This window comes from Rhodopseudomonas pseudopalustris, assembly GCF_900110435.1.
Taxonomy (GTDB): Bacteria; Pseudomonadota; Alphaproteobacteria; order Rhizobiales; family Xanthobacteraceae; genus Rhodopseudomonas; species Rhodopseudomonas pseudopalustris.
On sequence record NZ_FODT01000005.1, the window covers coordinates 233,334 to 254,200 of the forward strand.

The following is a 20,867-nucleotide window of genomic DNA, read 5'->3' on the forward strand; positions in this document are numbered from 1 at the left end:
GCTGGGGGCATCACCATGACGACCAATCCGCCGGACGGCTTTCAGCCGTTCGCCGTCGCGGACGGCTATATCGGCCATAACGGGCCTTATTACTGGCGCCAGAACGCCGACGGACGGCCGGAGTTCGGCTTTCTCAGTGACGACCGCCACGGCAATCCGAACGGCGTGCTGCACGGCGGCGCGATCGTTGCGTTTCTCGACACCATCCTCGGCTATACCGTGGTGCTGGCGGCGCAACGCCGCTGCGCCACGGTGTCGCTCGACAGCCGTTTCCTCGCGACGATTGCGCCGGGCGGTTGGATCACCGGCCGCACCACGATGAAGAAGATCAGCCGCACCCTCGCCTTCATCGACGCCGAAGCCTGCGCTGACGACAAGCTGCTGGTCACGACCAGCGCGGTGTTCCGGATTTTCGAGTCGTAGAGCAGGATGACTTATCTTCGAATCGTCATCCCGCTCTAGCTTCTTGTTTGAGCATGATCTTTTCCGAAAACCGGTTCGCGTGAAGAAAGCGCGTCAGAATAAAAAGCCCTAGCCCGGCATTGCGATCCGCTCGGCGACGCGCGCGATCATCTTCGACGGATCGGAGGTCTGCCGCACAGCGCCGTCGATGGCGCGCCGCGCGCGATCGCGTGCGACGCCGCATCGGGAAAGCCTTATGCGGCTTGGCCGAGTTGCACGAGATGGCCCATGAAGTCGGTGCCTTCGCCGCCGGCGTTGATCGCGTCGAAGTAATCGTGCCAGCCCGATTGCGCGATGCCTGAGACCAGCGCTTCCAGCGCCGCATCGTCGGGACAGCGCCAAACGGCGAAGAACGCGTGCTTCGACGCATGTAGTTTGGATTGATCGACCTTGCCGAGCGAGAGGGCTTCAACACCGAGCGCCGACAAAGCGGGCATTGCCGAACCTACTCGGGCAAAGAACTGCTGACGCTCTGCTTCCGAGAGATCGAGCCAAGCCTGTTTCGGGGTGTAGAGTTCGGCGAGGTAGTGGGCCATGGTTTGGTTTCCAATCGACATCAGGGTTTGGGACGGATCGACCTGAGTGCGCGTTTGCAGATGCGCGCCGTCTCGGGCGTGGCGCTTTCGGCGGACCAGCGGGCGCATAGGCTTTGCACCCAAGCGGGACGGTCCTTGCTGGCGTCGTTCAGCCAGTTGGCGACGGAATCCTGCACATAGACCGACGGATCAGCGCGCAACGGTTCGAGGACGGGCAGCGCGATGTCAGGCTGCTGCTTCAACACGCCGATATGCGCGCACCAGACGCCGCGCGGCCGGATCGCCTCCGAGGCGAAGCGGCGAATGCGCTCGGAGGGGTCCGCCGTCCATGCGGCCAGCAAGTCAATTGCCGCCTCCAGTTCGGCGGAGAGATGCGGGCGAACCGCCATCCATGACCATTCGCGCACCCCGAAATGCGGATCGTCGGCATAGGGCCGGATCGCGGTGAGCCGCGCCGAAAGGTCCATCGCCCCGTCTCGGCCGATCATGAAGCAAGCCCAACCGCGCGCCGTGTCCGACGGATGCCGCGCTATCTGTTCGAGAGCGGCAGGGCCGAACCGGTCGGTGATCACGCTGGCCGCCAACGACATGCGTCGCAGAATCCCGGTCGACGCATTGTTCCTGATTTCCGCCAGGGCGTCGTTGCCGATATCGGGCAGGATGGTTGCCATCAGCACCGCGAAATCGACCGCGAGGCATTCCGTCAACGTGGCTGCTTCGGCGCCGGCGTTGAGCTGCGCGAGACGTTCGGCGGCAATGTCCTTGACGCCGCGTCCCTTCGCCTTGAGCGCGGTCATGTCCGCGTCTCCGGCCTTGGCGTATCCGCAGGACCGGTGTCGAGGTTGCGCCGGATACGCTGCAGAAAGCCGTTAAGCGTGCTGCGCTCGTCAGCGCCGAAGCCGGCGAACAGAGCCGCGATCCATTTGGCGTGTTCGTCGAACAGCTCGTGGGCCGTCTTCCGTCCGAGATCGGTCAGCACGACTGCGATCTTGCGCCGGTCTTCAAGGCCGGAACGGCGGGCGATGAAGCCATCGCGTTCAAGACCATCGAGAAGGCCGGTGATGGTCGCTCGCGTCACACCGGCTCGATCCGCCAATTCATGCGGCGACAGACCCTCGGACTGGCCGTGCAGAAGAAACAGCAGCACGAACTTGCCTTCGGACAGCCGATGCGGTGCGAGCCGCGCGGCACAATCCCTGTCGATCGCGCCGGCCAATGCCAGCAACTCGAAGCAGGCGCGCAGATTGTCGGTCGGCGCGACGGCTCTCCGCTCGGCCTCTTCCAACAACGCCAGGTGCTTCTGTTCCATCAATTTCATAAGGCAACATATAGTATGGCACCTTATTATCGTCAATGAGCCTGAAACTGCTTTGACCTAAAGCCCCCTTGCCGCCCCAACAGACACGCATCGATCCGCCCTCAACGATACCGCTGAGCGCGCGGCCTAGCTGCCGGTCGATGACGGGCGCCAATGGAAAGAACTCGTAACCCTGCGCGACGATGGCGAACGTGCCGTTCGATCGTTGCACCGCTCGGGCCCGTTCCATGAACTACGTTCGCATGATCGCAGGCAGGCGGCGCTGCCTCCGGCGTAGTTGGCTTCAACATCATCCGAGCTATCAGCCTCGTCGCCGCTGCTACCAAGTGAACCGGCCGCATGAACCAAGAAAAAGGCCCCGGAAAACCGGAGCCTTTGACTTTCAACATAGCCCGCCGAAGCGGGCCTGAAACGCGGACGGACGCTGCCGGATCAGTGCTTGATGTCGGCCGGCAACTTGCCGCCATTGGCGGCGAGCTTGGCCATCACCTGCTTGTGCAGCCAGATGTTCATCGTGGCGCTATCTCCGGTGTCACCGGTGTAGCCCAGCTCCTTGGCGAGTTCCTTGCGCGCAGACAGGCTGGAATCGATGTCCAGCGCCTTCATCAGGTCGACGATCGAGGTGCGCCATTCCAGCTTCTCGCCTTTGGCCTTGACCGCCTGGTCGAGGATCGGACCGACGTCGACGGTTGCGGCCGAAGTCGCCTGCCCCGGCGCGGTTCCCGGAGCAGTCGTTGCCGTACCCGCGGTGCCACCCGGCGCGGCATCCGCGCTGCTGCCGAAAATGGCGCTCATGATCTTGCCGAAAATGCTCATTCGTCTCTCCAGGTAATGGACTCGTGGCCGGATCTCGTCGACCCGACGCGATCCGCAAATGAAGCTACCGCGTTGCAGTGAGCTTGCCAAATATGGCAGAGCGATGAACGCCATGCTGCTGTGCGATACTAATCATCTGTTCGCACTTGCACGCACAGGTCGCACCAACCGTCGCGCCAACTAATTCTGCTGGCAACTAACAAAACAGGCCGCACCTAGCAGCTTCTCACCGAAGCGTGAGCAACCGACGGATGCGATCGGCGTTAGGTTAGCTTGACAGGTCGCGGCAAGTTCTCAGGTCACAAGACCAGTTGGTTCGTTGCTCTCGCGTCTGGTCGTCCTGATCGTTTCCGCGAAACAAGGCCCGGCCCGCCGTCGCACGGCGAAGGACCCGGTTCGCTGTGTCAACATGGGAGAAACGAACATGGCCACAACCTACCCTGCTAAAGCCCCCAATGTCCGCCCGATCGGTGCGGCCGCAGAACCGCCGGTCCGCCGCATCGCGTTCGCCGACCTTCACGATGCGCTGCGGCGCGGCTGGGACGACTTCAAGGCGGTGCCGAGTCACGCCGTCGTCTTGTGCGTGATCTATCCGGTGCTCGGTCTGGTGCTGGCGCGGCTGGTGCTCGGCTATTCCGTGCTGCCGCTGCTGTTTCCCCTTGCCGCCGGCTTTGCGCTGATCGGACCGTTCGCAGCGCTCGGCCTTTATGAGTTGAGCCGTCGCCGCGAGATCGGCCAGGACGCCTCGGCATGGCATGCGTTCGATGTGCTGCGCTCGCCATCGTTCGGCGCCATGCTCGGGCTCGGCGCGATGCTGCTCGCAGTCTTCGTGGTCTGGATCGCTACCGCCCAGGCGATCTACGTCTCCACTTTCGGCAATGCGCCGGCGGCCGCGATCCCCGACTTCGTCACGCGCGTTCTGACCACGCCGGAAGGCTGGACGCTGATCGTCCTCGGCTGCGGCGTCGGCTTCCTGTTCGCGGTCGCGGCACTGTGCGTCAGCGTGGTGTCGTTTCCGATGATGCTGGATCGCCATGCCGGCGTCGGCGAGGCGGTAGCCGCATCGCTGCGGGTCGTCGCCCGCAATCCGCTTGAAATGGCCGCCTGGGGTCTGATCGTCGCCGCGCTGCTGGTGATCGGCTCGCTGCCGGCGTTCCTGGGTCTCGCGGTGGTGATTCCCCTGCTCGGCCACGCCACCTGGCATCTCTATCGCAAGGTGATCGAGCCCAATCCAAATCCCCCGGCGATTCCCCAGCCGAACCCGATCAAGCGCTCGGCCGCGGATTTTCCGGCGACCCTGTTCCAGTGGAAGCGCGACAAAGGCTGAGGTCCCACCAACGCGCTTCGCACTCCAGCCGTCGGCCGCAGCCGGCCGGCGGCGCTATTGTGCATTGCGATAGATCAAGACAGGGAAGTCGACTGAATGAAAATTCATATTTAATCGGCTTCGCGCGATTATGCATAGGACGCGATCGAAAATTACTCACTCCGGTAGTGCTTGTGGTCCTTCATGCTCCGGACCATGAATTGGAAGAGAATACGAAACGCGCCGCCTCCTCCCGATTCTGCACTATATTGCTATTATTCTGAAGCATAACGCGACTGCAACCAGGTTTCATTCTCGCGGGTGACGGGCCGGCGACTTCGCCGCGCGGGATCGAAGTCTTAATCATTTCTTGCACTCGGTATGCGCGAACCGCTTAGCTGCGGTGCAGCATTTACGCTGCTGAATCCACCGACTCTCCCCTATATTGCATTCAACGGTTCGGGCCTTCCGTAAGGACTGAACCGCCCACTAAGGAGAACTGTCATGTTGCTTTCGCTCATTCGCGCCCTTCGGGCGTTTCGGGATTATCAGCGGAATCTCGCTGAACTCTCGCAGCTCAGCGATCGCGAACTGGCCGATATCGGACTCGACCGCTCGGACATCCCGCGCGTGGCGTCCGGTCACTATCACGGCTGACCGTCCGGACCGACCTGTTCACGGATAACGCCCGCATCATTGCGGGCGTTGTCGTATCCGGACCTCGCTCATCTGCCTGCGGGAACTCGGCCGGCGCCGCCGAAACGGATTTGCCCCGCCGCCGAAACGCGCTAGCTGTAGCGCATGATCAGCGCTGTTTTGACTACCCAACCCGTCCACATCATTGGCGCCGGCCTCGCCGGCTCGGAAGCCGCTTGGCAGGTCGCGCGCGCCGGCATTCGCGTCGTGCTGCACGAGATGCGGCCCGACCGGATGACGCAGGCGCACAAGACCGACGGCCTTGCCGAACTGGTCTGCTCCAACTCGTTTCGCTCCGATGACGCCGCCAACAATGCGGTCGGCCTGCTCCATGCCGAGATGCGCAAGCTCGGCTCGCTGGTGATGCGCGCGGCGGACGTCAACCAGGTGCCGGCCGGCGGCGCTCTTGCGGTCGATCGCGACGGCTTCTCCGCCGCCGTGACCAAGGCGCTCGCCGAACATCCGCTGATCGAGATCCGCCGCGAGGAAATCGGCGGCCTGCCGCCGGAGGATTGGGGCAACGTCATCATCGCCACCGGCCCGCTGACATCCGCGCCGCTGGCGGAAGCGATCAGGGCGCTGACCGACGAGTCAGCGCTGGCCTTCTTCGACGCCATCGCGCCGATCGTGCATCGCGACTCGATCGACATGTCGGTCGCCTGGTTCCAGTCGCGCTACGACAAGGCCGGCCCGGGCGGCAGCGGCGCGGACTACCTCAACTGCCCGATGACGCGCGAGCAATACGACGCCTTCGTCGATGCGCTGATCGAGGGCGAGAAGGTCGATTTCAAGGACTGGGAGCGCGACACGCCGTATTTCGACGGCTGTTTGCCGATCGAAGTGATGGCCGAGCGCGGCCGCGAGACCCTGCGCCACGGGCCGATGAAGCCGGTCGGGCTGACCAATCCGCACAATCCGCTAGTCAAGCCCTACGCCATCGTCCAGCTCCGCCAGGACAACAAGCTCGGCACGCTGTTCAACATGGTCGGCTTCCAGACCAAGCTGAACTACGGCGCGCAGCAGCGCGTCTTCCGCACCATCCCGGGCCTGGAAAATGCTGAATTCGCAAGGCTTGGCGGCCTACATCGCAACACGTTTCTGAACTCGCCGAAATTGCTCGATCCGCAGCTCCGGCTGCGCGCCGCGCCGCGGCTGCGCTTCGCCGGCCAGATGACCGGCTGCGAGGGCTACGTCGAATCGGCCGGCATCGGCCTGGTCGCCGGGCTCTGCGCCGCCGCCGATGCGCTCGGACAGGCGCTGGCGACTCCGCCGCCGACAACGGCGCTCGGCGCCCTGCTCGGCCACATCACCGGCGGCCATATCGAGACCATCGACGCCGGCCCGCGCTCGTTTCAACCGATGAATATCAATTTCGGCCTGTTCCCGCCGCTGGCGACGGCCCCGACCCACGGCCCGGACGGCAAGAAGCTGCGCGGCCCGGAGAAGTCGGTCGCCAAGAAGCAGGCACTGAGCGCCCGCGCGCTGGCCGATCTCGACGGCTGGATCGGCGACAGCCTGAAGCTGCCTGCTGCGGCCTAACCTCCGCCGACGCAACTGCATCGATGGCCGCTGCGCCGATCACGCCGTCATCCTTCGAGGCTCGCCGGAGACGGCGAGCACCTCAGCACCACGACTCCGTGCGTGTCATGATTGCCGGAACGCCTTCGTCCGCGACGCCCGCCACAGCGTCCACAGCGTTGCCAGCCGCGAGCGTTCGTGCGGGGCGAACAGGTCGGTCTCGGACTGCGCCATGCGGTCGAGATCGCGCCGCGTCAAAGCGAGCGGCAGCATCGCGCGGCGCGCAGCCGGCGTCAGCTCGCCGAGCAGCCGCTGCGCGATGTCGAGATGGCGCAGCGCCTCGGCGATCAGCTCGTTGAGCGCCAGCCGCAAGGCCGGCGTCTCGCGCCCGGCATAGGCGTCGGCCTCGCCGCTGCCGTTCTTCTCCAGAAGCTCCACCGGCACGAAACATTGCCGCCGCGACGCGTCCAGCGGCAGCCGTGCGATCACCCGCGCGAATCCCTGCGCCAGCCCGGCATGGCGGGCGAGATGATCGACCGGCTCAGAACCCTGGTCGAGGATCCGCGCCGCGAGCGCGAACAGCGCGCCGTCGGTGTCGGCGGCATGGGCCTCGAGCGCCGCCATCGTCGGCATCGGATCGTTATAGAGGTCGAACAGATGCGACTCGATCAGTTGCGACAGCGCGGCCACCGGCAACGCGTGCTGCTGGACCGCGCGCAGCAATTCGGCCGCGACCGGATTGCCTTCGACGCCGCCATGCGCGGTGCCGGCGAGGGTATCGGTCCACCATTGCAAGCGGATCTCGCCGGGCAGCGGCTGGCTGACCTGATCGCGGACGCGCACGATCTCGGTATTGAAGGCGTAGAGCGCGAGCAGCGAGCGGCGGCACGGGGGGTCGACGAACAGCGTCGCGGCGTAGCGATCGAAATCATGGCTGCGCACCAGCTCGGCGCAGAACGCCGCCGCCGCGTCGCCGTCGCCGCTCTCGCTCATGGCACCGCGATCAGCGCCGCGGCGACGCGGCGGCGCTCGCCGATCATGATGTTGTAGGTCCGCACCGCCGGCCCGGTCTGCATCGGTTCCAGCACCACGCCCGCAGCGCGCAACTGATCCCGCAATTGCCGCGGCGCAATCCAGACGTCGGTGCCGGTGCCGATGATCAGCGTGTCGATCGCGTTGGCGTTGTCAAACACGCGCTTCAGCGAGGCGCGGTCGATCTGGTCGGGGCGCGTGACGTCCCATCCCCACACCGCCTCGGGCAAAAACAGCAGCGAGCCGACATGCGACATGTCGCCGAAATAGAACCCGCCCTTGCCGTACGCCTCGACCGAAGCCGTACGCGGAAAGTGCGGGATTTCGGAGCGTTCCGCCAAAGTTCAGCGCTTCCTGGACTTCGCAGCCTTTTTCGACTTTTCAGCCGGCGGCGGCGGCAGCGCCGCGACGGCCTCGACCTTTTCGAGCTTTTCGGCCGGCTCCGGCTTCGCCGGCTTGTCGTCCGGCTCGTCCATGCGGTGGGTGCCGACGCCGAGATAGATCAGGATCGGCGCGGCGATGAAGATCGAGGTGTAGGTGCCGACCAGCACCACGCCGAACATCATCACCGCGGTGAAGGAGTGGATCGCATGGCCGCCGAACAGCAGCAGCGCGAACAGCGCCAGCGTCACGGTGACGTGGGTGATGATCGAGCGCGACAGCGTCGAGTTGATCGACTCGTTGAGAAGCTGCGGCATCGGCATCTTCTTGTAGCGCCGCAGCATCTCGCGGATACGGTCGTAGATCACGACGGTGTCGTTCAGCGAATAGCCGAGAATCGTCAGCAGCGCCGCGATGCTGGTGAGGTCGAAATCGACCTGGCTGATCGACATGAAGCCGATCGTCAGCACGATGTCGTGGACGTTGGCGATCATCGCGCCGAGCGCGAACTGCCATTCGAACCGGAACCAGAGATAGACCAGGATGCCGAGGATCGCGAGCATCAGGCCGAGCATGCCGTAGGCCAGAAGCTCGCTGGAGACGCGCGGGCCGACGACTTCGACGCGGCGATAGTCGACGGAATTTCCGAGCGCGCCGCGGACCTTCTGCACCGCCTCCTGCTGCGCGGCGTCACCGCCGGGCTGTTCAGCTACGCGGATCAGGACTTCGGCCGGGCCGCCGAACTGCTGGAGCTGGACGTCGCCGAGCCCGAGCTTGCCGAGCGTCTCGCGCATCCCGGGAATATCGGCCGTGCCGGAATGCGCCCTGACCTCGAGCAACGTGCCGCCCTTGAAGTCGACGCCGAAATTCAGCCCGTGGGTGAAGAACAGCGTGATCGCGGCGATCGACAGCACCGCCGAGATCGGAAAGCTGATGCGGCGGAACTGGGTGAAGTCAAAATGAGTATCGTCGGGCACGATCCGCAGCGACGGCAGCCAGTCCATGATGCTGACGATTGTCAGCGCCACGATCAGCACGCCCAGCCCGATCAAAATCCACTGTGTCGATGTCACTTGCAGCTCTCTCGGATGGGGGACGTCAGATCGGCACGGTCTGCGGCCGCTTCCACCGCACCCAGGTGGCGACGATCAGCCGGGTCACGGTGAAGGCGGTGAACACGGTGGTGATGATGCCGATACCGAGCGTCACCGCGAAGCCGCGCACCGGGCCCGTGCCGATGTAGAACAGCACCGCGGCGGCGATGAAGGTGGTGATGTTGGAATCGAGAATCGTCGACAGCGCCCGCTTGAAGCCGGCGTCGATCGCGGAGATCGCGTTGCGGCCGGCACGAAGCTCTTCGCGGATGCGCTCGTAGATCAGCACGTTGGAATCGACCGCGATGCCGACGGTGAGCACGACGCCGGCGATTCCCGGCAGCGTCAGCGTCGCATTGAGCAGCGACAGCACGCCGAAGATCATCGCCACGTTGACCGCGACAGCGAGGTTCGCGAACACGCCGAACAGCCGGTAGGTCAGCAGCATGAAGATGATGACGAGAATCGAACCGACATAGGCGGCGAGTTCGCCCTTCTCGATCGAATCCTGGCCGAGGCCGGGACCGACGGTGCGCTCCTCGATGATCGTCAGCGGCGCCGGCAATGCGCCGGCGCGCAGCAGAATCGCGAGGTCGTTGGCCTGCTGCACCGTGAAGCTGCCCGAGATCTGGCCGGAGCCGCCGGTGATCGGCTCGCGGATGACCGGCGCCGAAATCACCTCGTTGTCGAGCACGATCGCGAACGGCTGGCCGACATTCTCGGTGGTGGCGCGGGAGAATTTGCGCGCGCCGCTGGTGTTGAAGCGGAAGCTGACGATCGGCTCGCTGGTGCGCGAATCGAAGCCGGGCTGGGCGTCGGTGAGATCACCGCCGGACACCAGAATCTGCTTCTTGATCACATAAGGCTGCTTCGGCGTCTGCGCGCTCATCAGCACGTCGGAATCCGGCGGCGCCCGTCCCTGCTGGGCCTGATCCGCTGACACCGAGGAATCCACCATGCGGAAGTCGAGCTTGGCGGTCTTGCCGAGCAGCTCCTTCAACCGGGTCGGGTCCTGCAGGCCCGGCACCTGGACCAGAATGCGGTCGGCGCCCTGGCGCTGGATCAGCGGTTCGACGGTGCCGAGTTCGTTGACGCGGCGTTCGACGATCTGGATCGACTGATCGACCGACTGGCGGATGCGGTCGGCGATCGCCGCCGGCGGCACGGCCAGCCGGATCACGCCGCCGCCGGCGTCGGAGACCTCGAGGCTGCGCTGCCCGTTGGAGCCGAGCAATCCGCCGAGCGGTTGCGACAGTTCGCGCAGCTTGGTGAGCGCTGCGGGAACCTCGGTGTCCTTGCTGATCTTGACCTCGACGACGTCGCCCTTCTGCGCGAGGCCGGTGTAGGCGATCCGCGCTTCACGCAACACGCGGCGCGCATCGTCGCGCACCGATTCGAGCTTGTCCTTCTTGACCGAATTGGCGTCGACCTCGAGCAGGATGTGCGAGCCACCCTGCAAGTCGAGGCCCAGCACCAGATGGCGCTGCGCCCATTTCGGCCAGGTCTTGACGGTGCTCTCCGGGAAGAAATTCGGAACGGCGCAAAGGCACACCGCCAGCGCCGTCAGAATGACCGCCAGCGCCTTCCACCGAGTGAAATACAGCATCGAGTTGTCCCGTCAGAAACCGGAGAGGCGGCGTATCGCGTCAGCTCGACGCGGTGTCGTCCTTGGACGCTTCAGTCTTGGAAGCTTCAGTCTTGGCCGTCTCAGTCTTGGCCTCGCCATCCTTGCCCTTGCCCTTGCCCTTCTCGGGAACGTCCTTGACCGGCTCGCCCTTGGTGCGGACGCCGGTGATCATCTGGCGCATCTGCCGGACGCGGACGCCGTCAGCGACTTCGAACTCGATCTGGTCGTCGTCGACCACCTTGGTGACCTTGCCGACCAAGCCGCCCGACGTGATGATGGTGTCGCCGCGGCGAATGTTCTTCACCAGCTCGGCGTGCTCCTTCACCTTGCGCTGCTGCGGGCGAAGAATCAGGAAATACATGATGACGAAGATCAGGGCGAACGGCAGCAGCGACATCATCATGCTGTTGGCGTCGCCGCCGGCGGCAGCGGCCTGAGCAAACGCAGGAGTAACAAACATCCGGATTCCCCGTGAAAAAAAGCGAGCCGGCGCGGCGCGGGGGCGACGTCCGGGGGGCGCAAATTCGCGCGGACTATAGCGGCCGCGGTCCCAATTGCAACGCTGCCAACCCTCTCATTTGCCCCTCATTTCCGCGGCTTGCCGGGGCTGCAACAGCCCGATATGGCTGCCGCAACAGGAAGTGCAAGCATGGCCAAGAAAACCAAACCCAAACCTTCCCGCCCGGCCCGGCCCACGGCGAAAAAAGCAGCCGCCCGTCGCCGCAGCCCCGCGGCCAAGACGGTGGCCCCGCTACCGGATTCGACCACGCTGGACCGGATTGCCCGCGCTCTGGAAGGCATTTCCGCGCATTTGGCGGGGAGTTCCGCGCAACCGGCCGACACCGCGCTGGCCGGCGCGGAGGCTTTCGTCTGGCATCCGGAAGGCCGGCTCGCACCGGTTCCCAAGGTCAGCCGGGTCGATCTCGACCTGCTGCAGGGGATCGACCGGATGCGCGATACGCTGATCGAAAACACCGAACGGTTCGCAACCGGCCTGCCCGCCAATAACGCTTTGTTGTGGGGCGCCCGCGGCATGGGCAAATCGTCGCTGGTCAAGGCCGCCCATGCCAGCGTCAATGCGCGGCCCGATGTCGCCGGTACGCTGAAACTGATCGAGATCCATCGCGAGGACATTGAAAGCCTGCCCGCGCTGATGACGCTGCTGCGGGCCTCGGCGTATCGCTTCATCGTGTTCTGCGACGACCTGTCGTTCGACGGCAACGACGCATCCTACAAATCGCTGAAGGCGGTGCTGGAGGGCGGCATCGAAGGCCGGCCCGACAATGTGATTCTCTACGCCACCTCCAACCGCCGGCATCTGTTGCCGCGCGACATGATGGAGAACGAGCGCTCGACCGCGATCAATCCCGGCGAAGCGGTCGAGGAAAAGGTGTCGCTGTCGGACCGCTTCGGCCTGTGGCTCGGCTTCCACAAATGCAGCCAGGACGAATTCCTCGCGATGGTGCGCGGCTATTGCAAGCATTTCGGCGTCGCGATCGACGACGAGCAGCTCGAGCGCGAAGCGCTGGAATGGTCGACGACGCGCGGCTCCCGCTCCGGCCGCGTCGCCTGGCAGTTCGTGCAGGATCTCGCCGGCCGGCTCAGGGTACGGCTCGAAACCAAGTAATCGTCCCACATCCGTTCTGCTTCGCAAACGACGCCGTTCGCCGCAAACTGCCCCCTCGATTCGAAGGCGAATTTTGGGGACGTCCGCCATGCGCAACTCCATGACCTGTCTTTCCGCGGTGCTTTTTGCCTCGTGCGGCACGGCCCACGCAGCGGATATCGCGCGGCCGCCGGCCGCCGATCCGATCGCGGCCTTGAACTGGACCGGCTTCTATCTCGGCGCGCATCTGGGCGCCGGATTTGGCACGACGAAGGTCGATAATCCCTACGGCCCGTCGATTTACGGCGATACGGTCCGCGTGCCGAAAGCGCTCGCAGGCTTGCAGGCAGGCTACAATTGGCAGGCGCCGGGCACGGCCTGGGTGCTCGGTGTCGAGGCGGATGCCTCGGCGCTCGATGCCGACGGCACCGACACCTGTCTGGCTTACTCAGGCCAATTCGTCTCCGCGAACTGCCGTGTTCGCGAGCATGTCCTGGGCACCCTGACCGGGCGGATCGGCCACGCGTTCGGATCGCAGGGTCGCTCGCTGATGTATGTGAAAGGCGGCGCTGCCTTTCTCACCAGCGACCTGACCATGACCACCAACGCGGTCGACTATCTGAACCGGCCAGCGGCGGAACTCAAAGAGACGCGCTGGGGCTGGACAGTCGGCGCAGGGATCGAGCACGCGCTGTCCTCGGGTTGGGCCGTGCGAGCCGAATACGACTACGCCGATTTCGGAACGCGGGGCATCGACAGCCCCAATGGCGGATTTCTTCAGATCCCGAGCAACCCCAACAGTCTGATCGATACCCTCGGCGCGCCGACGCGCGCGCGGCAGGATGCGCATCTGATCAAGCTCGGATTGAACTACTATTTCGGGCGCACCGGCGTCACCGCCGAATCGGCCGCACTGCTTCCGGTCAAAGCGCCGGCGGCGCGCCCGTGGTCGGCGTGGCAGTTCGATGTCGGCGCGCGATATTGGTACAGCCACGGCCGTTATCAGAATGATCTGACGCTCAACACCATCACGCCGCAGCAGGAGCATCTCGTCTCGCGCCTCACCTATGAAAGCGAAGGCCATTCGGGCGAAGTGTTCTGGCGGATCGACAGCCCGAGAAAGCTGTTCGTGAAGGGATTTGCCGGCGGCGGCGGGTTGGTCGCGGGCAAGATGAACGACGAGGATTGGTTTCCGACCGACCCGGACTTCGCAGCCGCCTATTCGAACACCTATCACGGCAAGGTCACCGGCACGATCGCCTATGCCACTTTGGACGCCGGCATCGATCTGCTCGGTAATTCCAATGGCAAGATCGGCGTGTTCGCCGGCTACAATTTCTATCGCGATCGAAAGGATGCGTTCGGCTGCCAGCAGATCGCGCTGGTCGGGCTCCCCTCACCCTGCTCGGTCGCATTTCCGACGACCCAGATCGCGATCTCCCAACACGAAGATTGGCACTCGCTGCGGATCGGCGCGAATGGCAGCTTCACCGTCGCGCCGGGCGCCAGGCTCGCACTCGATGCCGCCTATCTGCCCTATACGCATATTGCGGCGCTCGACGTCCACCACAACCGGACCGATGTAGCCAACAAGGACTCCCCGGCCTGGGGCGTCGGACAGGGCGTTCAATTGGAAGCGATCCTCACCTACGACGTCACGCCGCGTTTCAACGTCGGTGTCGGCGGCCGCTACTGGGCGATGTGGGCGACCGATGTGCTGACGGCGGGGTTCGGCAGCCCGGTGCCGACCCAGTTGCTCCCGATCCGGGTGGAGAGATACGGCAGCTTCCTGCAGGCCTCCTACAAGTTCGACGTCCGCTAACCTGACGTTGCCGTCCTCGACGCCGTCGCCGGCCGGGAAACGCTGACCTATCCGGCGACCGGCGCTGCGCGATTCCGGGCCCCGACGCGGTCGGATCGCGGCAGCTTTCGCCGCAACAGAGTTTCAAAAAAAATGCCCGGCCTTTCGGCCGGGCATTTGTCGTCGTCGTCAGGTCGTCTCCAGACGGCGTTGCTCAGGCGCCGTTGAGGAACTTCAGCGGATCGACCGGGGATGATCCCTTGCGGATCTCGAAATGCAGCTGCGGTGAGCCGACTTCGCCCGATTGTCCGGATTTCGCGATGGTCTGGCCGCGCTTGATGGTCTCGCCGCGCTTGACCATCAGTTCGCTGGCATGGGCGTAGGCGGTGACGTAGCCGTTGGAGTGGCGGACCAGCACCAGATTGCCGTAGCCCTTCAGCTCGTTGCCCGAATAGGCCACCACGCCGTCCTCGGCCGCCTTGACCGGAGTGCCTTCCGGCACCGCGAGGTTGATGCCGTCATTGGACTTGCCGTTGGTCTTGGCGCCGTAGGCGGTGATGACGCGACCGCGGACCGGCCAGCGGAAGCTCGGCAGCGCGCCGGTCGCTTCAGCCGACTTCACCGGCGACGCCTCGGCGGGTTCGGCCGCAGCGGGTGTTTCGGTCGGCGCGACCATGCGCGCCTTCTGCACCGGATCGGCCGGCGCGGCGACCGCCATCCGCACCGGCGGCGCGGCGGAAACCGCCGGCTGCGCGGCGGGCTGAGCCGTCGCCGGGGCAGCCAAGGGCGGCGCGGCCAGCGCGGCGGACTGGGCGCCCGGCACATTGATCTTCATGCCGGGCTGGAGCCTGGCGTTGGCGTCGATGCGATTGTAGCGCGCCAACTCGGCCGCCGAGATGTTGTTGCGGCGGGCGATGTTCATCAGCGTGTCGCCGCTGTTGACATAGTGCACCCGCGGCGGGGCTGCGGCAGCCACCGGCATCGGAGCGGGCGCAGCCGCGAGCGGACGCGCCACCGGCGGCGCTGCGACCGGAGCCTGCAGGCTGGCGGTCCGCTGCGGAATCACCAGCGACTGACCCGGCTGGAGGCGGCGCGGCCCCTTGTAGCCGTTGGCTTGCAGAATGTCGGCGGTGGCGACGTTGTAGCGCCGCGCCAGGCCTTCCAGCGTATCGCTGGTGCCGACGATGATGGTGGTGCCGGTGGCCGGAACAGCGGCCGGCGCGGGCGCCGGGCGAGCTGCCGCGACCGAGCGCGGTGCCACCGTGCCGGTCGTCTCGATCGGCGCGCGTTGCGGCGGTTCATAGGACGCGACGCCGCGTCCGCCGCTGGACACGCCGCTACCCCCACCCGCAACCGGATAGGACGGCGGAGCCGCGATCGGCGGCAACGCCTGCGACTGGTATTGCGGCTGGGCGGGCTGATATTGCGGCTGCGCAGACTGATATTGCGGGCGCGCATATTGCGGGAGTTCGCGGCGCTCGCCGTAACGCGGCTGCTGCACCGACCCGGTGGTTTCGACCGGCCCGAACGGGGCCTGCTGAAAACGGGTCTGCATGTCCGCGCTGCACGCGCTGAATCCGACCGATATCAACGTCAGCACCGCCATCTGCGGCGCTCGACGCGAGCAAAGCAACTCGACTACGCGGGACATGGTTACTCACTCATACGCAACACAAGGTAAATTGAGTAAACACGTTCCCAGTAAACAAGCGTTTAACCTTGCGGCACGAGGGGTATTGACGTGCGGCCGTCAGAGCTCGCGCGCGATCCCGGTCAGCGCCGGCACGAAGCGGACGTCGACCAGCGCCTTGCGGATAAAACCGTCGTCCTTGCGCTCGACCCGGATCAGCGTCTGCCTCCCATTCGCCGGTCCGATCGGCGCGATCAGGATGCCGCCGGGGTCGAGCAGATCGAGCAGCGGCTGCGACAGTTCTGTCATCGCCGCCGTGACGATGATGCGGTCGAACGTCCCTGCCCCCTCCGGAATCGCGAAGCCGTCGCCGAGCAGCACCTCGACATTGGCGTAGTTCAATTCCTTCAGACGGGCGCGGGCGCGATCGGCGAGCGTCTTGAAGCGCTCGACGCTGACGACATCGCGCACCAGACGCGACAGCACCGCGGCGTGGTAGCCGGATCCGGTGCCGATCTCGAGCAGGCGATGACCGGCCTCGAGGCGGAGCTGCTCGGTCATGTAGGCGACGACGAAAGGCTGGCTGATGGTCTGGCCGCAGGCGATCGGGAGCGCGGTGTCGCGCCACGCGCCGTCGCGGTGGACCGGATCGACGAAGCGGTCGCGCGGCACCGCCTCCATGGCCTGCAGCACGGCGCGATCGCTGATGCCGCGACGCCGCAAGCTCAACTGGAACATCATTTTTTCAGGGGGCGGCGCCACGGAACTAACCATCGTCCTTTCGCTCGAGCCGGTGTGGCGCGGCGCGAGTTCCATCGCCGACTCGCCCGATAAGATCAAATTGTTGGATTGCCGCCGGATTTCTGGCAAGCCTGTGATTCACTGCATTGTGACGGTCGCAGGTTGCAATTGCTTTGCACCGTCATTTTTGCGAGCTTAATGCCGAAAAGGCGACCCATCGTCCGGGTCGGCGCCAAGGGGGCAGCTATGACGATCAACAAGACGACCGGCTCCGTCTTCCTGGTGGAGGACGAGACCATGATCCGAATGATGGTCGTCGACATGCTGGAAGAGCTCGGTTTCAGCGTGGCGGCCGAGACCGGCGAGATCAACGAAGCCCTCATGCTGGCCGGCACGACCGAGTTCGACGTCGCGATCCTCGACGTCAACGTCAACGGCAAGGTGATTTCGCCGGTCGCCGATGTGCTCAAGGCGCGCAATCGCCCGTTCATTTTCGCCACCGGCTACGGCACCCAGGGCGTGCCGGAAGGATATCGCGACCGCCCGGCCTTGCAGAAGCCGTTCCAGATCGAGTCGCTGAAACAGGCCCTCGCCACCACGCTGCGCGGCGCGGCCTAGTTCAGACGCTCAACGCATTCGACATCATCCTGAGGCGCCGCCGCTGTTGCGGCGGCCTCGAAGGATGGGCCGCCGCTCCGCATGTGTCGCCGTCTCCTTCGAGGCTCGCTGCGCTCGCACCTCAAGGACGACCGCAAGAACTATCCCAGCGTCTTCGCCAGCGTCGCCGAAAACGCTTCGTCGGTGCGGTCGAGCCGCAGCGGCGTGACCGAGACGTACTTCGCGGCGAGCGCGGCGAGATCGGTGCCTTCCGCCGGCATGTCGACGACGGCGATGCGTTCGAAGCCGATCCAGAAATACGGATTGCCGCGGCCGTCGTGGCGTTCGTCGATTCGCAGAAATCCCTGATTGCGCTTGCCCTGCCGCGTCACCATCACGCCCGCGACCTCGTCCGGCGCGCAGGCCGGGAAGTTGATGTTGATCACGGTATTCTTCGGCACGCCGGCTTTGATCGCCTTGCGCAGGATTTCCGGGCCATGCGCCTTCGCCGTGTCCCACAGCGGCGCGTTGCGGGTCTCCAGCGTGAATTCCTGCGACAGTGCGAATGACGGCAGGCCCAGAATGGTGCCTTCCAGCGCGCCGGCGATGGTGCCGGAATAGACCACGTCTTCGGCGACGTTGCGGCCACGGTTGACACCGGACAGCACCAGGTCCGGCGCCTTGTCGGCGAGAATGTGCCGCGCGCCCATGATCACGCAATCGGTCGGCGTGCCGCGCACCGCGAAGTGCCGCGGGCCGACTTCGCGCAGCCGCAGCGGATCGTTCAGCGACAGCGAGTGCGACACGCCCGACTGGTCGAGCTCCGGCGCCACCACCCAGACGTCGTCGGACAGCGCCCGCGCGATCTCCTCGACCACCTTCAGCCCCGGCGCGTGGATGCCATCGTCATTGGTGCACAGAATCCGCATGTCGCTCGGCGCCTTTCCGGTCGTTGATCTGGGCGCCGTCTTATCCGCACCGGGTGCCAGAGGCAAATACCGGCCGGAATGCCGATGCCGACTGGTCCGCATTGCCGGACAATCGTCGCTCGCCGGTCCGCGTGACCGGTATCACAGTCCCCGGACCGCGCGCGTGGGAGGCTCTGCCATCAACAGCCGCAACCAGCGGCCAGGCAAAGGGACCGCGACCATGACCGCCACCCGCACCAGCATGATTCGCCGTATCGCATTGTCGCTGATCGTCGTTGCGATGCTGCCGGTGACCTCGACCGCGAGCTTCGCCTACAGCTCGGAAGCCGCCCAGATGTGCACCGACGACGCTTTCAAACTGTGCGCCTCGGAAATCCCGAGCATCCCGAAGATCACCGCCTGCATGCGCAGCAATCGGACAAAGCTCTCGACCGGCTGCCGCGCCGTCATGGACCGCGACCTCGCCGCCGAGAAGGCGCACAAGGTGGCGGCGCAGTAGTTCGATGTCGCTGCGCCGCGAGAACGGCGCAGCGCTCAGCGCTGCAATCGGGGTGCCGCGCTCAGATACACATCCCCAACATCCGGATGGTGCAGTCGCGCGGCGCAGTCGGCTTCGGCTTGCTTGAAGCATCCTTGCCGGCCTTGTCTTTCGCGGGCTTGGTCTTGGGATCGGGTTTGGGTTTCGGCTTGTCATAACCGCCGGCGATCACCATTGCCCAATAGGTCTTGCCGCTGGCGCTCTTGGCATTGGCGATGCCGACTTTCGAGGCGCCTTTCAGCAGCAGATTGCGACGATGCCCGGACGAATTGATCCACTGCCCGAGCGTTCGTGGAAAATCGGCGTAGCCATAGGCGATGTTCTCGGCCGCGCTGGCAGCCTTCGATCGCGCGACGCGCGACGTAAATCCGCCGGCGACGTCGTGATCCAGCACGTCCTTCGCCGCCATCGCCGCGGCCTGCTCCTGCGCGATCGCGTTCAGCGTCGCGTCCATCGTCACCGCGCCCTCGCCGTTCTTGGCGCGGAACTGCGAGATCAATTCAGCCGGCGAGGATTGCGCCAGCGCCGGCCCAGGCGGCGCGATCAGCAAGGTGAACAGCGCCAGCGAAGCCAGCCCCAGGCGCAGCGTTGTGCGAAGAATCCTCACGCGGCCGCGATCACTTTCAGCCCGCCCATATAGGGCAGCAGCACGTCGGGCACGGCGATCGAGCCGTCCTCTTGCTGATAGTTCTCGATCACCGCAATCAGCGCGCGGCCGACGGCGGTGCCGGAGCCGTTCAGCGTGTGCACGAAACGCGGCTTGCCGTCCGGGCCGCGCGACCGCGCATCCATCCGCCGCGCCTGGAAGTCACCGCACACCGAGCACGATGAAATCTCGCGATACGCGCCGCCCTCACCTTGTCCCGGCATCCAGACTTCGATGTCGTAGGTTTTCTGCGACGCAAAGCCCATATCGCCGGTGCACAGCGTCATCACCCGGTAGTGCAGCCCGAGCCGGCGCAGCACCTCCTCGGCGCAGCTCAGCATCCGTTCGTGCTCGTCCTTGGACTTCTCCGGCGTGGTGATCGACACCAGCTCGACCTTGGTGAACTGATGCTGCCGGATCATCCCGCGCGTATCACGTCCCGCAGCTCCCGCCTCGGCGCGGAAGCACGGCGTCAACGCGGTCAAGCGCATCGGCAGCTCTTTCTCGTCGAGGATGGATTCGCGGACGAGATTGGTGAGCGAGACCTCGGCGGTGGGGATGAGCCAAAGACCTTTAAACATCAGCTGTTCGCGAAACTTGACGTAATCATCCATCGTTCCCGCAGCCATATTGGACTGCTCTTCGAGGTCGAGGCCCGCTAGTGCCGCAAGGGCCATTCGAGCTATTGGTTCAGGATTTTTCTTCAGCTCTTGCGACAACTCATCAAATAACACTTCCCTTCCCAGAGGCGCCCGCGCGAGATACTGATCATCCCGAAACTTCGGCAACTGAGCCGTGCCGAACATCGCGTCGTCTTTCACCAGCAGCGGCGGGTTCACTTCCGTATACCCATGCTCGCCGGTGTGGACGTCGAGAAAGAATTGACCGATCGCGCGTTCGAGCCGGGCGAGGCCGTTCTTCAGCACGACGAAACGCGCGCCCGAGAGTTTCGCGGCGGCTTCGAAGTCCATCATGCCGAGCGCTTCGCCGAGATCGTCATGCGGCTTCGGCGTGAACGTGTAGCTGCGCTTGGCGCCGAAATGATGCCGCTCGACATTGCCGTGCTCGTCGGCGCCCTCGGGCACGTCGGCAAGCGGCAAATTGGGGATTTCCGACAGCGCTGTCTTCAGCGCCTCGTCGGCCTCGTTCACCGCGGCCTCCAGCGCCGGCATCGTGGTCTTGAGCTCGGCGACCTCGGCCATCAGCACCTCGGCGCGCGCATTGTCCTTGGCCTTCTTGGCCTCGCCGATCTCCTTCGACGCCGCATTGCGCCGCGCCTGCGCCTGCTCCGAGGCGAGAATCGCCGTGCGGCGGGTCTCGTCGAGCTTGATCAGACTGTCCGCGATCGGCGAGAGCCCTCGCCTCGTGTAAGCGGCGTCGAACGCAGTCGGATTATCGCGGATCGCTTTGATGTCGTGCATGGGTCAAGTCCTGAAGGCGCGTCGGCCAGAGCGGCTCAAGTACCCCGAATAAGCGGGATTTGAAAGGCGTCAGCCGCACCTTCTCCCGTCATCGCACGCGAAGGCGGGCGACCCCGTATCCCAGAGCGCCCGACTTCAGCCGCACCGCTCCGCGGTAATGGATGCTCCGCAT

Annotated in this window: 22 protein-coding genes; 8 read left to right on the forward strand and 14 right to left on the reverse strand. The window is 65.1% G+C overall.

Annotation, left to right across the window (positions count from 1 at the left end):
• Positions 1–15: 15 nt before the first annotated feature.
• On the forward strand, positions 16–423 hold the full coding sequence (locus tag BMY71_RS12150; RefSeq protein WP_011503171.1) for a PaaI family thioesterase: 408 nt from the start codon (positions 16–18) through the stop codon (positions 421–423).
• A gap of 233 nt (positions 424–656) precedes the next feature.
• On the opposite strand, the gene BMY71_RS12155 is transcribed toward BMY71_RS12150, so the two are convergent.
• The 4 genes from BMY71_RS12155 to BMY71_RS12170 form a co-directional block, all read right to left on the reverse strand.
• Positions 657–998, reverse strand: a complete 342-nt coding sequence (locus BMY71_RS12155; protein WP_092683994.1) for a DUF6616 family protein — start codon at positions 996–998, stop codon at positions 657–659.
• Positions 999–1,018: 20 nt separating this feature from the next.
• A complete protein-coding gene (locus tag BMY71_RS12160; protein ID WP_092683996.1) occupies positions 1,019–1,795 on the reverse strand; it encodes a HEAT repeat domain-containing protein in 777 nt (258 codons plus the stop codon).
• Positions 1,792–2,316 (reverse strand): MarR family winged helix-turn-helix transcriptional regulator, encoded by a 525-nt coding sequence (locus BMY71_RS12165; protein ID WP_092683998.1) that lies wholly within the window; start codon positions 2,314–2,316, stop codon positions 1,792–1,794. Before BMY71_RS12165 ends, BMY71_RS12160 begins: the two co-directional genes overlap by 4 nt.
• A gap of 432 nt (positions 2,317–2,748) precedes the next feature.
• Entirely contained in the window at positions 2,749–3,132 is a 384-nt protein-coding gene (locus tag BMY71_RS12170; protein ID WP_092684000.1) for a DUF3597 domain-containing protein, read from the reverse strand.
• A 424-nt stretch (positions 3,133–3,556) separates the two neighbouring features.
• On the opposite strand from BMY71_RS12170, the gene BMY71_RS12175 reads away from it, so the two are divergent.
• From BMY71_RS12175 to trmFO, 3 genes are all read left to right on the forward strand, one after another.
• Positions 3,557–4,459 carry a DUF2189 domain-containing protein gene (locus BMY71_RS12175; RefSeq protein ID WP_011503176.1) on the forward strand — a complete coding sequence of 301 codons (903 nt, stop codon included), beginning with the start codon at positions 3,557–3,559 and terminating at the stop codon, positions 4,457–4,459.
• Positions 4,460–4,942: 483 nt separating this feature from the next.
• Positions 4,943–5,095, forward strand: coding sequence for a DUF1127 domain-containing protein (locus BMY71_RS12180; protein WP_011503177.1), 153 nt, complete (start codon positions 4,943–4,945; stop codon positions 5,093–5,095).
• A gap of 144 nt (positions 5,096–5,239) precedes the next feature.
• Complete coding sequence (gene trmFO / locus BMY71_RS12185; RefSeq protein WP_092684002.1) at positions 5,240–6,673, forward strand: methylenetetrahydrofolate--tRNA-(uracil(54)-C(5))-methyltransferase (FADH(2)-oxidizing) TrmFO; 1,434 nt, start codon at positions 5,240–5,242, stop codon at positions 6,671–6,673.
• 105 nt (positions 6,674–6,778) lie between these two features.
• Here trmFO and BMY71_RS12190 read toward each other — a convergent pair whose 3' ends face one another.
• From BMY71_RS12190 to yajC, 5 genes are all read right to left on the reverse strand, one after another.
• Complete coding sequence (locus tag BMY71_RS12190; protein ID WP_092684004.1) at positions 6,779–7,645, reverse strand: phytoene/squalene synthase family protein; 867 nt, start codon at positions 7,643–7,645, stop codon at positions 6,779–6,781.
• Positions 7,642–8,025, reverse strand: a complete 384-nt coding sequence (locus BMY71_RS12195) for an Mth938-like domain-containing protein (RefSeq protein ID WP_092684005.1) — start codon at positions 8,023–8,025, stop codon at positions 7,642–7,644. Before BMY71_RS12195 ends, BMY71_RS12190 begins: the two co-directional genes overlap by 4 nt.
• Before the next feature lie 3 nt (positions 8,026–8,028).
• Positions 8,029–9,069, reverse strand: coding sequence for a protein translocase subunit SecF (gene secF / locus BMY71_RS12200; protein ID WP_244526045.1), 1,041 nt, complete (start codon positions 9,067–9,069; stop codon positions 8,029–8,031).
• Positions 9,070–9,163: 94 nt separating this feature from the next.
• Positions 9,164–10,765, reverse strand: a complete 1,602-nt coding sequence (gene secD, locus BMY71_RS12205) for a protein translocase subunit SecD (RefSeq protein ID WP_011503182.1) — start codon at positions 10,763–10,765, stop codon at positions 9,164–9,166.
• Between the two features lie 40 nt (positions 10,766–10,805).
• Positions 10,806–11,246, reverse strand: a complete 441-nt coding sequence (yajC, locus tag BMY71_RS12210) for a preprotein translocase subunit YajC (protein WP_011503183.1) — start codon at positions 11,244–11,246, stop codon at positions 10,806–10,808.
• Between the two features lie 189 nt (positions 11,247–11,435).
• Between yajC and BMY71_RS12215 the strand changes: the two genes are divergently transcribed.
• Both BMY71_RS12215 and BMY71_RS12220 read left to right on the forward strand, forming a co-directional pair.
• A complete protein-coding gene (locus BMY71_RS12215; protein WP_011503184.1) occupies positions 11,436–12,413 on the forward strand; it encodes an ATP-binding protein in 978 nt (325 codons plus the stop codon).
• A gap of 88 nt (positions 12,414–12,501) precedes the next feature.
• Positions 12,502–14,214, forward strand: coding sequence for an outer membrane beta-barrel protein (locus BMY71_RS12220; RefSeq protein WP_092684009.1), 1,713 nt, complete (start codon positions 12,502–12,504; stop codon positions 14,212–14,214).
• A gap of 193 nt (positions 14,215–14,407) precedes the next feature.
• On the opposite strand, the gene BMY71_RS12225 is transcribed toward BMY71_RS12220, so the two are convergent.
• On the reverse strand, positions 14,408–15,844 hold the full coding sequence (locus BMY71_RS12225; protein ID WP_092684012.1) for a LysM peptidoglycan-binding domain-containing M23 family metallopeptidase: 1,437 nt from the start codon (positions 15,842–15,844) through the stop codon (positions 14,408–14,410).
• A 99-nt stretch (positions 15,845–15,943) separates the two neighbouring features.
• On the reverse strand, positions 15,944–16,597 hold the full coding sequence (locus BMY71_RS12230) for a protein-L-isoaspartate(D-aspartate) O-methyltransferase (protein WP_092684217.1): 654 nt from the start codon (positions 16,595–16,597) through the stop codon (positions 15,944–15,946).
• A 213-nt stretch (positions 16,598–16,810) separates the two neighbouring features.
• On the opposite strand from BMY71_RS12230, the gene BMY71_RS12235 reads away from it, so the two are divergent.
• On the forward strand, positions 16,811–17,182 hold the full coding sequence (locus tag BMY71_RS12235) for a response regulator (protein WP_011503188.1): 372 nt from the start codon (positions 16,811–16,813) through the stop codon (positions 17,180–17,182).
• 140 nt (positions 17,183–17,322) lie between these two features.
• Here BMY71_RS12235 and surE read toward each other — a convergent pair whose 3' ends face one another.
• Positions 17,323–18,090 carry a 5'/3'-nucleotidase SurE gene (gene surE, locus BMY71_RS12240; RefSeq protein WP_011503189.1) on the reverse strand — a complete coding sequence of 256 codons (768 nt, stop codon included), beginning with the start codon at positions 18,088–18,090 and terminating at the stop codon, positions 17,323–17,325.
• A 220-nt stretch (positions 18,091–18,310) separates the two neighbouring features.
• Here surE and BMY71_RS12245 point away from each other — a divergent pair, with 220 nt between their 5' ends.
• Positions 18,311–18,589, forward strand: a complete 279-nt coding sequence (locus tag BMY71_RS12245) for a hypothetical protein (protein ID WP_092684219.1) — start codon at positions 18,311–18,313, stop codon at positions 18,587–18,589.
• Between the two features lie 61 nt (positions 18,590–18,650).
• On the opposite strand, the gene BMY71_RS12250 is transcribed toward BMY71_RS12245, so the two are convergent.
• Both BMY71_RS12250 and serS read right to left on the reverse strand, forming a co-directional pair.
• Positions 18,651–19,235 carry a CAP domain-containing protein gene (locus BMY71_RS12250; RefSeq protein WP_011503191.1) on the reverse strand — a complete coding sequence of 195 codons (585 nt, stop codon included), beginning with the start codon at positions 19,233–19,235 and terminating at the stop codon, positions 18,651–18,653.
• The gene (gene serS, locus BMY71_RS12255) at positions 19,232–20,695 is read right to left on the reverse strand and encodes a serine--tRNA ligase (RefSeq protein WP_092684014.1); all 1,464 of its coding nucleotides are present in this window, start codon (positions 20,693–20,695) and stop codon (positions 19,232–19,234) included. Before serS ends, BMY71_RS12250 begins: the two co-directional genes overlap by 4 nt.
• Positions 20,696–20,867: the final 172 nt, after the last annotated feature.

What these genes read in the sequence shown, in the direction of transcription:
- yajC (WP_011503183.1), bottom strand. Translation starts at nt 11,246, where the DNA reads ATGTTTGTTACTCCTGCGTTTGCTCAGGCCGCTGCCGCCGGCGGCGAC.
- surE (WP_011503189.1), bottom strand. Translation starts at nt 18,090, where the DNA reads ATGCGGATTCTGTGCACCAATGACGATGGCATCCACGCGCCGGGGCTG.
- BMY71_RS12235 (WP_011503188.1), top strand. Translation starts at nt 16,811, where the DNA reads ATGACGATCAACAAGACGACCGGCTCCGTCTTCCTGGTGGAGGACGAG.
- BMY71_RS12180 (WP_011503177.1), top strand. Translation starts at nt 4,943, where the DNA reads ATGTTGCTTTCGCTCATTCGCGCCCTTCGGGCGTTTCGGGATTATCAG.
- serS (WP_092684014.1), bottom strand. Translation starts at nt 20,695, where the DNA reads ATGCACGACATCAAAGCGATCCGCGATAATCCGACTGCGTTCGACGCC.
- BMY71_RS12150 (WP_011503171.1), top strand. Translation starts at nt 16, where the DNA reads ATGACGACCAATCCGCCGGACGGCTTTCAGCCGTTCGCCGTCGCGGAC.
- BMY71_RS12245 (WP_092684219.1), top strand. Translation starts at nt 18,311, where the DNA reads ATGACCGCCACCCGCACCAGCATGATTCGCCGTATCGCATTGTCGCTG.
- BMY71_RS12165 (WP_092683998.1), bottom strand. Translation starts at nt 2,316, where the DNA reads ATGAAATTGATGGAACAGAAGCACCTGGCGTTGTTGGAAGAGGCCGAG.
- BMY71_RS12215 (WP_011503184.1), top strand. Translation starts at nt 11,436, where the DNA reads ATGGCCAAGAAAACCAAACCCAAACCTTCCCGCCCGGCCCGGCCCACG.
- BMY71_RS12170 (WP_092684000.1), bottom strand. Translation starts at nt 3,132, where the DNA reads ATGAGCATTTTCGGCAAGATCATGAGCGCCATTTTCGGCAGCAGCGCG.
- BMY71_RS12225 (WP_092684012.1), bottom strand. Translation starts at nt 15,844, where the DNA reads ATGTCCCGCGTAGTCGAGTTGCTTTGCTCGCGTCGAGCGCCGCAGATG.
- trmFO (WP_092684002.1), top strand. Translation starts at nt 5,240, where the DNA reads ATGATCAGCGCTGTTTTGACTACCCAACCCGTCCACATCATTGGCGCC.
- BMY71_RS12190 (WP_092684004.1), bottom strand. Translation starts at nt 7,645, where the DNA reads ATGAGCGAGAGCGGCGACGGCGACGCGGCGGCGGCGTTCTGCGCCGAG.
- secD (WP_011503182.1), bottom strand. Translation starts at nt 10,765, where the DNA reads ATGCTGTATTTCACTCGGTGGAAGGCGCTGGCGGTCATTCTGACGGCG.
- BMY71_RS12175 (WP_011503176.1), top strand. Translation starts at nt 3,557, where the DNA reads ATGGCCACAACCTACCCTGCTAAAGCCCCCAATGTCCGCCCGATCGGT.
- secF (WP_244526045.1), bottom strand. Translation starts at nt 9,069, where the DNA reads ATGGACTGGCTGCCGTCGCTGCGGATCGTGCCCGACGATACTCATTTT.
- BMY71_RS12220 (WP_092684009.1), top strand. Translation starts at nt 12,502, where the DNA reads ATGCGCAACTCCATGACCTGTCTTTCCGCGGTGCTTTTTGCCTCGTGC.
- BMY71_RS12160 (WP_092683996.1), bottom strand. Translation starts at nt 1,795, where the DNA reads ATGACCGCGCTCAAGGCGAAGGGACGCGGCGTCAAGGACATTGCCGCC.
- BMY71_RS12155 (WP_092683994.1), bottom strand. Translation starts at nt 998, where the DNA reads ATGGCCCACTACCTCGCCGAACTCTACACCCCGAAACAGGCTTGGCTC.
- BMY71_RS12230 (WP_092684217.1), bottom strand. Translation starts at nt 16,597, where the DNA reads ATGGTTAGTTCCGTGGCGCCGCCCCCTGAAAAAATGATGTTCCAGTTG.